Below are 12,666 nucleotides of genomic sequence, written 5' to 3' on the forward strand. Positions count from 1 at the left end.
TGTTATGTTTTGTCACAAAAAAGTCTGCCAGTCTCTCGCTAGCTTTGTTAAGCTGAAGCCGCAACGAATTGGAGTAAAAATCAATGTCAGGACAAGGATCCGGCGGCAATGTACTGGCCGCATTATGTAGTGTGTTTATCCCTGGTTTAGGCCAGCTTTTACAGGGGCGTTTAATAGCTGCCATACTGTTTTTTGTGATTACTGTTGTCGGCTATGCGCTATGGTGGTTAATTATTCCTTTAATTATCGGCGGTATTGCCCATTTATTCGCCATACTGGATGCGGCACGTTTTCGATCTTACAACTGAGCTGGCTGAACTAATTGACGCAATGCAGCTTCCAGTTGAGGAACTAAAGCTGCGTGGCGTTGATGAACATAGTGATAGATCTGCGTTTTAGCTAAATCGGGAGTTATGGTGTAGATCCCTTGCGTTGCTTGCTGCTTTAACAACTTTTCTGTTTCATCACCCAAGGCTACAACTACATCAGTGCGGTCAGAGAGCAGCCTTTGAATGGCCTGAGAAACAGAGTTGACCTCGGTATAGACTAATCCCTGCATATTTATTTTTGCAAGATAAATGCCTCGCAATACGTCAACACGAAATGCCGACAAATCTTGCCAGTGATTAATTTGGAGTTGAGGATCACGGCTAAAGGCGGTAATGCGCACATAGCCAATGGGCACATCTATCCTCAGCATATTTGGCAAAATCTCGGCAGCTTCAGCAGTGCGGCTTAACTCAGCATCCAGTATGTGGCCTTTGTTACTCTCGTGAGCGCTACGCTCCAACGGCATGACAATCAATACCATATTGTAGCCACACTGCTGATAGACCTGTTGCATTAAGACAATGCTGGGGTGATCCGCAGGTAAATTATTGGAAGCACCTACAGTAATGTCTCGTTCAGCAGCGAGTGCAGGGCAAAACCCGATACAAAACAAACAGAAAACCAAAAAACGCATAGTGAAGCTGTATCCATCAAGCCGAGTTGAATCGACTATAGCAAAAACAGGCAAAGAACAGTCTTTTGTTACAAAAAACGGGATCAGCACACATTGTTAATGATTAACCATGTGTGCTGACCCATTTGTTTTATCTTAAGGTAACGAATTCTTCAGATGAGGTTGGATGTATAGCCACACAGTTATCAAAATCAGCCTTAGTTGCGCCCATTTTGATGGCGACGCCAAAACCTTGCAGCATTTCATCAGCGCCAAAACCTATCACATGCAAACCTACCACTTGTTCAGTAGGGCCTGCACACACCAGTTTCATTCTGGTTAATTGACGATGCTGGGTTAAAGCCGTGTACATAGCAGCAAATTCGCTGCGGTAGACTTTAATTTGTTCATCACCAAACTGCTGACGCGCTTCGTCTTCAGTTAAACCTATAGTGCCGATAGGAGGGTGCGAAAACACTACGGTGGGCACTGTGTTGTAATCCAGTTTACTGTCTGGTTTGTTATTAAATAATCGCTCGGATAAACGTCGTCCGGCTGCCACTGCTACTGGCGTTAAAGCCAGACGGCCTGTGTTATCGCCCACAGCATAAATGCCAGGTACATTGGTATTCTGATACTCATCTGTTGGGATAAACCCCTGCTCATCCAGCTTGACACCAGCTTTTTCCAGTTGCAGTTGGTTAGTGGCAGGCTCGCGGCCTATAGCCCAAATCAGGCAATCCACAGTCAAGGTGTTACCTGTAGACAATTGCACAGTGAGAGAGTTGTCAGCATTTTTACTGATGGAACTGACTTCAGTATGGGGATGAAGTTGTGGGCCATCTTTGGCCATCAGTTCGACCAAAGTGTCGGATAACATAGGGTCGAAGCTGCGTAGTGGTTTGTCTTTACGTACCAATAAATGGGTGTCGCTACCAAGGGCTTGCATTACGCCAGCAATTTCTACCGCTATATAGCCAGCACCTACTACTGCTACTCGTTTAGGCTGGCTTTGCAAGGCAAAAAAGCCATCACTGTCTATGCCCAATTCTGCGCCTGGTAAATCAGGACGCACAGGACGACCGCCAGTGGCTATCGTAATATGGTCAGCGCTATAGAGTTTGCCCTCTACTTCGACTGTGTTTTTATCAACAAAACGGGCAAAGCCACGGATCACTGTAACGCCATTTTTTGCCAGCACTCTGTCATAAGAACTATGGATACGAGAGATATAAGCTTCACGGCTTTCGACCAGTTTGCTCCAGTTTAAAGCTGGCATTTCAACATCTAAACCATAATCCGGCGCGTACTTAAAAGCATCAGCAATTTGGCCGGCAAACCACATGGCTTTTTTCGGCACACAGCCGACATTGACGCAGGTGCCGCCTAAAAATTTAGCTTCAATAATGGCGCATTTCTGGCCATGACTGGCCGCTCTGTTGGCGCTGGCAATACCGCCGCTGCCGCCGCCTATGGCGATATAGTCAAAATGTTCAGTCATGTTGTTTAGCCTTGCTTTTGTTTGGTTGAATTTTAATATGAGGCTATTGTGGGCTAACTCAAGTGCATTTGCGACGAAGCGATCAGTTTGCTGGAGCTGTTTCGTCTACAGGCCAGCGTAAGCTAACGTTCGTGCCTTGGTCTGGGTTGCTTTGAATACATACTTCACCCTGATGCCACTGCGCTACCTTACTAACAATATACAAACCCAAGCCAAAGCCAGAACTGTTGTCACCTCTACGAAATAAACGCATCAGTACATCGGGATGTTCATCCAGCCCGGGGCCATCATCAAATACAGTTAATCTGTAATAGTTGCCTTCTTGTTCAAACCTGACTTGAATAGTACTTTTGGCATAGCGTACTGCATTTGCGAGCAAATTTTGCCCCGCGAGCAGTAAAGCCGGATAGTGAAACTGTGCTTTGGTAACAGAGCTTTGAAAGCTCAGGTCAAAAGCGTGCTGGTAAACATCAAAACGGGACGCCAGCTCGGCCATCAACTCCGGTACGTACTGATGGGGTTGCTGGTGCTGATGACGGAAGTAGTCGAGTTTTGAAAAATCCAGATAATTGCTGACCAAAGCATCAATTTCTTCAATATCATTCAGCAAACGCCGCTGATACCTGTTATCCAACTGCGATGCTGCTAGGCTAAGGGTGAACTTCATTCGAGCTAATGGTGTGCGTGTTTCGTGAGCTATGGTACGTGACATGTCTTGATTAACAGCTATCAATTGGCTGATTTGGCTGGCCATTTGTTCCATGCTTTGTGCTAATGGATACAAACTGGAGTCTGGTCTGATTTGACTGCGTAAAGCTCTTGGCGTGGCGGTAAATTGCTCTGTCAATACCGTCAGAGTCCGGATATCTCTGAATACTGGCCATAACAAGGCTAAAAACAGTAACGCCAAAGCGCCATAGAGTAAGAATGGCAGGCTATCATCAGCAAAAGAAGGTGTAGGCAGCGGACCTAACTGGTCGAGCATGTTAGGTTGGAGGCTTTGACGATAATAAAAACTGTAGCCGTTTGGCAAATCTACTGCAACGATCTGTTGTTGGCGCACTAATTCACTTAATTCGGGAGGGAAATAAAGGCTCGATGCCGATACTTGCTTAAAAATTGGGCTTTTTTGTTGCAGTTCGAATAAAGGTTCTGCATCAAGCTGATAGTTCCATAGCTCCTGCTGTGTTAACTGATAAATACTACCGAGCGCCCACAGCAAAGCTGCACACGACAGTAGCAACAACAGATAAAAACGTAAGAACTGCTTGTTCATGGCTGCAGTCCTTTGGGCAAATAGTTAAATAAATAGCCTTGTCCACGTACTGTGACTATCGATAAGCCTTGAACTGCTAGGTGTTCAAGATGTTTGCGCAATCTGCTGATCCGCACATCAATAGCCCGATCCAAACCATCGTACTCACGCCCTACCAAATGTTGAAACAGTAGTTCGCGGCTGATAATTTGGCCTGGACGTGCGATAAAGAAACATAAAATATCAAATTCAAGACTAGTGAGCTGCAAAGGTTTTCCGGCGAGCAAAGCACGGTTTAAGCTGAAGTCTATCACCAGGTCATGAAGAGCTAGTTGACGATAAGGTTGAAGTTGGCGTTGGCTAGCGCGCAGACAGCTACGGATTTTTGCCAGCAGTAAACTTGGATCTATAGGCTTACACAGATAATCTGCTGCGCCTGCTTCCAGACCACAAATTTGGTCCTCAGCACTACTCAGAGCTGTAAGAAACAAAACGGGGCAGGATCTGCGTTGTTGTAGTTTTACTAATAAATTCAGGCCATTGCCATCGGGTAACATAATGTCACACAAGACTAAATCATAATCGCCTTGTGCAGTTAACGCGCTACTGGCATCAGCTACATGAGTGATTTGGATCTGCTGAGCGCGCAGATATTCACAAATACCCAAGGCAAGGCCGCGGTCATCTTCAATTAATAAAATCCGGCTGTGCTGGTGCATCAGAGCATATTCCACAGATAACCACGTTTGTGCCTTTTATAGGCACCCTGAAATTGCACCAGTTGCAATGTAGCGGAGGCAATAGCTTTACCTTGAGGTGTTTTCAGGCGCAATAGTACACTGTTGTGAGAGTTTATTGACAACTCAAAAGCAGTTGTTTGTCCTGGGATATGCAATTGGCAGCTATGTAACAAAGTATCCTGATGCAGACAGATTTGCTGTTGCAAGTGACTATTCACCAGTAGTCGCGCTTTGATCTGGCAGCGAGGATTCTGCTCTGTGACGACGCAGGTTTGCGGTATTAATTTCAGCTGTAGTTCGGCTGAGGTTGCTTCTGCAGCACCCACCAGAGCTAAACTAAACAGATGAATTGCCAAACTAAGCCTTCCACTCATCAGAAGCTGTATCTCACTCCGACAAATCGACTGTAGTAATAGTCAGTTCGTACTAGCGGACTACGTAACAGCGTCTCGTCCAGCTGATTCTTTTGCCAGAAGGCTTGAATGGCAAAGTCTGGTGTCAGTTGATAACTGAGGTTAAGGCCAAAAAAATATTGTCTGGATGAGGGTAGGCTGAACCAACTGGGTGTATTGTTGAGTTAATAGGGCCTAACGTTATAGTAGTAGTTATTCAGTCGCTGGTTTTTATAAATAGCGCCAACTTGCCACTGCAATGTCCATTGCTGATGGCTGTAATTTTTTCGCAGCGTCAGGTGAATTTCGCGGCCATGATGCACGCCGCTGATATCTTGTAATAATGTCAGCCTGCTATCTACAAGATCGTGCAGCCAGTTAAAGCTTAGACCTCCCATATAAGATAAGGCACGTTCAATATCCTGAAAGCTTTCCTCATGGGGCGGTTTACCGTTTGAGGGGTGTTGACCCAGAGCATCCCACCAGCCAAATTGGTTTATGCCGTCTAATTCAAAAAACAAGCCATCGTCATTCAGTGAGCCGACGATATCGATATACCCGTGTACGTTTTCCATCAAGCTATAACCGACAAAACTATTTTCTACATAAAAATGCTCACCGTAGTAGCTAATAGCTGGTAGGACAGCCCCATGTAAATCGTCTCTATTGGATAAAGGTGTAGTTACCTTTCCCGAGCCGACAGACAAAGCAAATCGCCACTGGCCCACTTCGGTCAGAGAGGAATCTGCTATAGCCTGATGGCTATACAGAAGCGTAGTCAGCACAATCGCCAGAAACAGTTTCATCAAGATCCAAAAAAATAAAACAAGCGGGCTCTACTCTAGCAATTCTTCAAAATGAAATCTTTAGTTTTACTGTATTGATACAAACTGATACATGAAATGCTTCACGCATTTTACAGCTTGAATGATTCGATAAGTTCAGCGACAGAAAATAACAAGCCGCGTCAATAATCAATAAGTTAGAGAGTCCAGAGTGGCAGTACTGCCATTGCCCAATCATCCGCTGTCGCTCATTACGGAGGCGTTGTCGGCACAACAGTGGCAGCCTATTGATGACATCTATCAGTACACCGCTAAGCATGCAGAGTATATGGGGATACCGCAACCCTGGATGCTGCTGTACTCCAAGGCCGCCGCTGAGCGGGCGAAAAAGATCATCACCAAACACTACAGCTCTGATGTTAATAGGTTTTTTCCATAAACTCGCTTAGTTAGCTGATACAAACTGATACATGAAAAGCTTCGCGATTTAGCACCACAGGATGCTTAGATGAAACTAGCGACGGAAAAATAACCAGTCGTGACAATAATCATCAATGGAGAATCCAGTGAAAATTAAAACAATAACTTATGCAATTGCAGCAGCGTTAGGTGGTATTGCCATTGCGCATGCGGCAAATACGCATTTGCCGACAGTTCCAGAGCAACCAAGCAACCCGAACACGTTAAAATCTGTCATGGTAGACGCGGATAAAATCAATAAACGTCAACATAGCCGAACTTTGCAAAATAATCGTTTAGCTAATGACGGCTTGAACGTAGCGCTCCAACCGAAAAAAGTGAATTTTGTACGCGAAGAGGGTATCGAGGGTGAGCAGGTTTATATCGTTCGCCTGAAACAAAACCCAGTCAGTCAATATACAGGTGGCATTAGCGGGCTATCAGCAACGAAATTGACAAAGGCGAGCGCTGAACAACGCTTGTTTAGACAAAGTAAACCCACCAACGATGCTATTAGGGAATACCAAGACTACCTCTACGAAGCGCAAGATGATGTGCTGAGTGAAATTTCTAACCTGGTTGGAGATCGCGAGTTTCGTCAACGTTTCGTCAATGCGCTTAATGGGTTCAGTATCAGCTTAACGCAAGACGAAGCAGAACAAGTGGCCAGGCTATCAAATATCGTGAGTGTGCAACGCTCAAAGATGTACCAGTTACAGACCGATATCGGTCCGCAACGTATTGGCGCTGACAAAGTTTGGACCGGTAACACAAGTCTGGCATTGCCGTTTAAAGGAGAAGGCACCATTGTCGGGATCATCGACACCGGTGTGAATAGTGATCACCCGGCATTTGCCGACATTGGCGGTGATGGCTATGACCACACTAACCCACTGGGTGCCGGAAATTACATTGGGGATTGTGCAATTGATGAGTTTAAATCCCGCTGTAACGACAAACTCATTGGGATGCGCAGCTATAGCGTGATTACTGACACCTATGACGATGTTTATCCCAAGGTAGGAGAAGATGTGTCAGGGCATGGCTCACACACTGGCTCTACAGCTGCCGGCAATGTGCTGAAAAATGTCGACTTTGTGACTGCAATTCCAAGCCCAGCCAGTGATGGTAAGGTGCTCAAAGAAAAGTTATTCCCTGAAATATCAGGGGTAGCGCCCCATGCAAACGTAATTTCTTACCAAGTGTGCTACCCATTAGAAGGCTGCCCCAGTGAAGCGCTGATTGCCGCTATTGAAGATGCGGTAGTTGATGGCGTTGATGCGATCAATTTCTCTATTGGCAATGTGATGAATACCACCTCGCCTTGGGACGACAGTATCGAACTTGCATTCTTGGGCGCTCATCAGGCCGGTATCGCAATTGCCGCATCTGCAGGAAATTCAGGCTCAAGTGGTGGCCAAGAACTGATGAGTTACATCGATCATGTATCCCCATGGTTGTTAAATGTAGCTGCCTCTACAACTGGCCGCACCATTGAAATTGATACGACGGTGAAAGATTTCAGTGGCGGCAGTAATATTCCCACTCAGTCGTTAAAAACGGGTGGAATCAATACTTCCTCAGTCACCGGGGTCGTGGTTCATGCGAAGCAATTTGGTAACGCTCTCTGTACTGAGCCGTTTGCTGCGGGTACCTTCGACAATCTGCGTAACAGTGAGGGAAACCCGTACTTAGATCCGGATGGCAATCCTGCGAATGTGATTGTGGTTTGCGATCGCGGCTCTAACCCTCGCGTGGAGAAAGCAGAGCACATCGCAGCAGGTGGTGCTGAAGGCTTTATCTTACGAAATACCGCAACTTATGGCGACGAAGCCAATGTTGTCTCCACAGATACTTATGTCGTTCCCGGCATTCATATTACCAGCAACCAATGGTGGTCTACGTTCAGTAATTGGCTGAATTCCGCTAGCAGCACAGGCCATCGTCTGACAATTTCGGCTACAAACATTGAGCGCAAAGTCGATGATGACGCAGCTGATGAATTGGCTGATTTTTCGTCGCGCGGCCCTAGTGTCGCAAATCCAGAGCACCTGGTGCCCTCAGTGGCAGCTCCTGGCGTCGCAATTTATGCAGCCATCAACGATGAAAGTCCTTTTGCTGAGAGGTTAGGGCAAACACCGTCAACCGGTGACTTTGGCATCTACAGCGGGACATCAATGGCTGCCCCCCATGTCGCAGGCGCATTAGCATTGTTAAGCCAAGCGCATCCCACATGGACTGTTGCTGAAAAACAATCAGCTTTACAGTTAACCGCAGAACCTATTGTGACTTACGCTATTGCCAAAGGTCAGGCTTGGGAGAAAAACCCAAAAGCCGAAGTGTATCGTGCAGGGACAGGTCGTATTAATGTCGCCGCAGCCATCGACACTGGGTTAGTTTTGGATGAAAGCTACGAGAATATGTTGGCAGCAAATCCAGCTAATGGTGGGGTCGTGCACAAATTGAATTTACCTGAAATGGTTAATTTTAGTTGTAAACCAATATGCCACTGGATCCGCACTTTTACCGCAACAAAAGACGGTAGCTGGACTATATCCGCCGACGAAATTACCAATTGGTCAGAGGATGATTCCAGACGATTTGTGCAACAGGGCGCTAAACTAGAAATCATCCCGAATGAATTCACGTTAAAAGCGGGCGAAAGTCAATCGGTGATGGTGAAAGCATCCATCATGAACTCTCAAGATGTTGCGGGAAATTCAGAGGTTGAATTGCACTCGCATCTTATGTTCAAGGAAGTAAATAACAAAGCTCCTGAAATGCGCTTACCTGTGGTGTTTCAATACGATAATGGCGCATTGCCAGAGCGTCTCGCTGTAACCGCTCATCGTAATAACAGTAGCTTTACGGTGAAAGAGATGGTTTTGCCAGCCATGAAACAGCCGGTCACTCGAACATACCAAGCCGTCAAGGCGGAGCGTCATACCGTTACTTTAACTAAAGATAATGACTTTACGTTCCCATGGCCATTTCGTGATGGCGCCCTCCCGGAAAATCGAATCGATGAGGCCGTTCATAGTTTTTGGATTGATGTTCCAACCAATAGTAAACGCTTAATTGTTGAAAACTTCCGTCGAACAGCATCGAGCAATAAAGACGCCTATAACTTTGGCAATGCCATCGTTTATTTAGGGAAGGATTTCAACAATAACGGCGAAATGGATCTGGATACTGAGATGTTGTGTGTGTCATGGCATGTGGACTACAACAATCTGTGTAATATCAACGATCCTGAACCAGGTAAATACTTTGCTATCCTCTATAACCCGAATGACTGGATGGATGCTGGCACAGACACCTTTGAATACACTTATGCTGTGGTAACAGCAGATCAAGCGACAGATATCAATATCACGACCCTTGCGGAAACCGACGGGAAAACGCCAGTGAATTTACAAATCAACTGGAATAAACCTGAGATGGTGACTGGCGATGTGTTTTACACAGGTTTTGATATCGGATCATCCCCCGCCAATCCTGGCAATATTGGGTTTATCCCTGTGAAACTTAGCCGTGGCGATAACGATGTGACCTTGTCAGCAGGTAATACCAAAGCTCGCGTGGGACAGCAGGTCAATTTTACGCTTGCGGCACTACCAAACTTGTCAGGTGCGGATCGGGATTTTACTTTGACGGCAACAATTCCTGCAGGCCTTCAGTTATCAACCGACACTATCAAAGTGAGTGCTGAAAGTATCGTTAAGGAAACAACCCTCAGTGACGGCGTTCTCACTATCAAGGGAACCCAGCCCAACACTGCCGATATTACTCCTGCTTATAAAATCAGCTCCAGCGATGAAGACTTGCTGTGTCGTGTGCCCAATTTCGGTCAGAACAATGATCGATATGTGAACTTAAGTAACTTTGGATTTGCACCAAGCTTTGGCGATGACCCAACTATGTTAAGACACGGTACAGAAATCCCGTATAACTGGTTATTTAGTGATGGCGCAGGCTTTGGCTTATACAACAATGAGTTCGCAAAATCGCAAGTGATGGCAATTCGCGGTAACGGTAATGTCACCTTTGGCAGTGATCCGTACTTCTTCGCTGCTCATTATCCATTTCCTTATTATGCTGCACCGCATCAAGCGATGGGGGTTTTGTGGCGTGGTTGGGGTGGAGCACCTTTTATGTATGAGACTGCAGCGACACCACTGAGCTGGGATAGCGGTATCACTCTTGCAAGCACTCAAAGCGGCTGGACCATAGTCGAATGGGATGGCATGCATACCATGCCGTACATTGGAGATGATGAAGATGGAGAACCTATCTTTGGTGACGGTGATGACCGATTCGAATTCCAGCTGATTTTTAACAACCAACCACAATTTGGTGATGGTGAATACGAACTCTACATGGCTTACAACCAATTAGAATTCGGCGGCAATAGCCGTGGCTCAGTCGGTGTTCAGGGCTTCCTTGGTCAACTCTCGACTTTTGGACCCTATGAAGGCTATGTTGCCTCGCAATACGCTTTTGAAGATTTAGATAGCAAATTAAGCGTCGGGAAAGTGCTGTGTTACAACTACATCGGTCCTGAGTCTTCGCAGTTTCGCGTAAACATTGGCGGGACAATTGCGCCTGAAGCCATCGGTCAGACGTTGACCGTCAAGGCAAATAGCACAGTCGCAGGAATGGAAGACATTTCGATGTCGCTGGATATCGTCATCCCAAGTGATCTAACTATTGGGGTTATTGCAAATGCGATGATTAATGAAGACTCGGAACTCAAAGGCGTTAAAGTGTTGTATGCCGATGAAAATAATGGAGCGAACCTAATTAGTGTTACAGGGGAGCACATTACTGGTACCGTCGACGAGCACACCTCTGGCAGCACTCTAACTATTAAACCGGAAGCGAATTTTAATGGCGAGACTACAGTGACAGTCACAGTTGCCGATGTCGATCAGCCTTCAGACAAAGTCAGCACGAGTTTCATATTGACGGTAACACCAGAAAACGATGCTCCCACAGCAAATGTGGTTAGCAGTAACGTCGTGGGTACATCGGGTAATACCATCACACTTGATGCCTCAAATAGCCTGGACGTTGATGGCGATGCATTAAGTTTTGCTTGGGAGCAGAAGTCTGGCACTGCAGTAACTACAACAGCAGCAGGTAGTAAATTAACGCTGAGTAATGTAGCCAGCGGTAACTACAGCTTTGTGGTGACGGTGTCTGACGGCATGCTAAGCAGTAAAGCTGAAGTGACCTTGAAAGTTGAAGATAAACAAGTCGTAACCGAAGTGAAACCAAAATCTTCAGGTGGTGCTATAGGTTTCGGCTCGCTGTTGATGATGAGCTTATTAGGTGTTGCTTTCCGTCGCCGCACTCGCAAGTAAAACTTAGCAAAACTAAAGGCTAGTCAAGTCAATATTGATAAACCCTGCCACTAGCGCAGGGTTTATTTTTTGCGCTTCGCGCAGGCCTAGTTATCAGTTGCAAAACCTTGTTCCAGCAGTTGGTCGGCCGATACTATGGTGGTTTAGACCGCGCAATCGGTCTTTGTATTAATCGGCTACTTAAATATCTCCAACAGTTAAAGGCTCAAGGGTTGGCTATTGTCATTGTCCTCGGCTTGGGTTATCTATTTTAAACGCTCCCCGCACCAAGCCGGCTCGGCCAGTAAATCCTGCGATTCTGTATCGGTTGAATGGTTGGCTGTTCTGCTTTTTGCAGCTACATCCGGACTTCTTATTTGAGTTGCGTTTCTTGTTTTTGATACACCCATGTTAGGACGCCTTGTGCTTTGATGCGTTAGCTTTCATTTTGCTGCCATCCAAAGCGGTCTGGCCGAACTTCATCAGTTTCATCGTCTGCGCCAGTTGCAATACCTGCACGAACAGACTTTTCTGTTCAACTAAGAAGGTTTTACGGAAATTAGCCAGCATACCCTGGTCAATATGGGGACTGTCGGGCAAAAAGTGCAAAGCAAAGGAATCATAAGTTGCCAGTTCCAGTTTACGCTGGAAAACAAAACGGTGGAGTAGCCATAGTCCCAAATAGCCAATAGCTGCGCAGGGTTATAAGCCGCTCCGGCAACCACACATCAATGGACGGCGGCAATAAAAACTGTTGTTGACGACTGATTGGAATGAAACGACTTATGATTTTGCTGAACACGCCAAACTAATTAAAACCAACATTGAAAAAGCTCGGGCTTGTATCTGAACATCGGCATTATGTTCAGCACCAAATCGCAGGAGGCATTTGAAAAAAACTGAGGTAACCGAGGTCATGAATTTTGCAAAACTGCGCGGCACTTTGGTCAAAAGCCTGTAATAGCTCAATAAAATGTTGCCACTGGGCTGTACTGCGATGAGTTATTGCCATGATCGTTCTCCTGTGACATTCAGGAGTTCAGATTGTCGAGCGGGAAATAGAGCTGGAAGACAGTGCAGAATGAACTGCCAGACTGAAGTGACAGTAACAGTGCAAAACAATCAGGTGACAATAGAAGTTAAACCTAAATCATCAGGTTCCTTTGATGGTTGGGGCCTGTTGATGTTGGTGGCTTTTGCTGGTCGCTTGTAAAACAGAACTGGCAGTTCGATTGGCATGGCGAGG

10 protein-coding genes and 1 pseudogene are annotated in these 12,666 nt (G+C 46.0%); 4 read left to right on the plus strand and 7 right to left on the minus strand.

All coding sequences use genetic code 11. The features are described 5' to 3' along the window. Window positions 1-83: 83 nt before the first annotated feature. On the plus strand, window positions 84-308 hold the full coding sequence (locus EMM73_RS02300) for a hypothetical protein (RefSeq protein WP_127684848.1): 225 nt from the start codon (window positions 84-86) through the stop codon (window positions 306-308). On the opposite strand, the gene EMM73_RS02305 is transcribed toward EMM73_RS02300, so the two are convergent. The 6 genes and pseudogenes from EMM73_RS02305 to EMM73_RS02335 all read right to left on the minus strand — a co-directional run bounded on the left by EMM73_RS02305 (window position 299) and on the right by EMM73_RS02335 (window position 5,637). Beyond that, a complete protein-coding gene (locus tag EMM73_RS02305; protein ID WP_127684849.1) occupies window positions 299-964 on the minus strand; it encodes a type 2 periplasmic-binding domain-containing protein in 666 nt (221 codons plus the stop codon). The genes EMM73_RS02300 and EMM73_RS02305 overlap by 10 nt on opposite strands. Window positions 965-1,094: 130 nt before the next feature. Beyond that, window positions 1,095-2,444 (minus strand): glutathione-disulfide reductase, encoded by a 1,350-nt coding sequence (gorA, locus tag EMM73_RS02310; RefSeq protein ID WP_127684850.1) that lies wholly within the window; start codon window positions 2,442-2,444, stop codon window positions 1,095-1,097. Window positions 2,445-2,526: 82 nt separating this feature from the next. Continuing rightward, window positions 2,527-3,720 carry a sensor histidine kinase gene (locus tag EMM73_RS02315; protein ID WP_127684851.1) on the minus strand — a complete coding sequence of 398 codons (1,194 nt, stop codon included), beginning with the start codon at window positions 3,718-3,720 and terminating at the stop codon, window positions 2,527-2,529. Beyond that, window positions 3,717-4,418 carry a response regulator transcription factor gene (locus EMM73_RS02320; protein ID WP_127684852.1) on the minus strand — a complete coding sequence of 234 codons (702 nt, stop codon included), beginning with the start codon at window positions 4,416-4,418 and terminating at the stop codon, window positions 3,717-3,719. Before EMM73_RS02320 ends, EMM73_RS02315 begins: the two co-directional genes overlap by 4 nt. Then, on the minus strand, window positions 4,418-4,795 hold the full coding sequence (locus EMM73_RS02325; protein ID WP_186435095.1) for a DUF3019 domain-containing protein: 378 nt from the start codon (window positions 4,793-4,795) through the stop codon (window positions 4,418-4,420). Before EMM73_RS02325 ends, EMM73_RS02320 begins: the two co-directional genes overlap by 1 nt. 17 nt (window positions 4,796-4,812) lie before the next feature. Beyond that, window positions 4,813-5,637, minus strand: a pseudogene (locus EMM73_RS02335) (MipA/OmpV family protein). A 190-nt stretch (window positions 5,638-5,827) separates the two neighbouring features. Between EMM73_RS02335 and EMM73_RS02340 the strand changes: the two are divergent. Further along, the gene (locus EMM73_RS02340) at window positions 5,828-6,055 is read left to right on the plus strand and encodes a hypothetical protein (RefSeq protein ID WP_127684855.1); all 228 of its coding nucleotides are present in this window, start codon (window positions 5,828-5,830) and stop codon (window positions 6,053-6,055) included. Between the two features lie 127 nt (window positions 6,056-6,182). Further along, a complete protein-coding gene (locus tag EMM73_RS20450) occupies window positions 6,183-11,441 on the plus strand; it encodes a S8 family serine peptidase (protein WP_186435096.1) in 5,259 nt (1,752 codons plus the stop codon). Between the two features lie 390 nt (window positions 11,442-11,831). On the opposite strand, the gene EMM73_RS02355 is transcribed toward EMM73_RS20450, so the two are convergent. Continuing rightward, on the minus strand, window positions 11,832-12,101 hold the full coding sequence (locus EMM73_RS02355) for a hypothetical protein (RefSeq protein ID WP_127684857.1): 270 nt from the start codon (window positions 12,099-12,101) through the stop codon (window positions 11,832-11,834). A gap of 400 nt (window positions 12,102-12,501) precedes the next feature. Here EMM73_RS02355 and EMM73_RS20275 point away from each other — a divergent pair, with 400 nt between their 5' ends. Then, on the plus strand, window positions 12,502-12,633 hold the full coding sequence (locus EMM73_RS20275) for a hypothetical protein (RefSeq protein WP_261373306.1): 132 nt from the start codon (window positions 12,502-12,504) through the stop codon (window positions 12,631-12,633). Window positions 12,634-12,666 lie beyond the last annotated feature (33 nt).

Origin of the sequence: Rheinheimera sediminis, assembly GCF_004005375.1 — a bacterium.
Lineage (GTDB): Bacteria > Pseudomonadota > Gammaproteobacteria > Enterobacterales > Alteromonadaceae > Pararheinheimera.

Bases quoted from the DNA above. Each gene is read 5' to 3' on its own strand.
- EMM73_RS02300 (WP_127684848.1), top strand. From the start codon at position 84: ATGTCAGGACAAGGATCCGGCGGCAATGTACTGGCCGCATTATGTAGT.
- EMM73_RS02305 (WP_127684849.1), bottom strand. From the start codon at position 964: ATGCGTTTTTTGGTTTTCTGTTTGTTTTGTATCGGGTTTTGCCCTGCA.
- gorA (WP_127684850.1), bottom strand. From the start codon at position 2,444: ATGACTGAACATTTTGACTATATCGCCATAGGCGGCGGCAGCGGCGGT.
- EMM73_RS02315 (WP_127684851.1), bottom strand. From the start codon at position 3,720: ATGAACAAGCAGTTCTTACGTTTTTATCTGTTGTTGCTACTGTCGTGT.
- EMM73_RS02320 (WP_127684852.1), bottom strand. From the start codon at position 4,418: ATGCACCAGCACAGCCGGATTTTATTAATTGAAGATGACCGCGGCCTT.
- EMM73_RS20275 (WP_261373306.1), top strand. From the start codon at position 12,502: ATGAACTGCCAGACTGAAGTGACAGTAACAGTGCAAAACAATCAGGTG.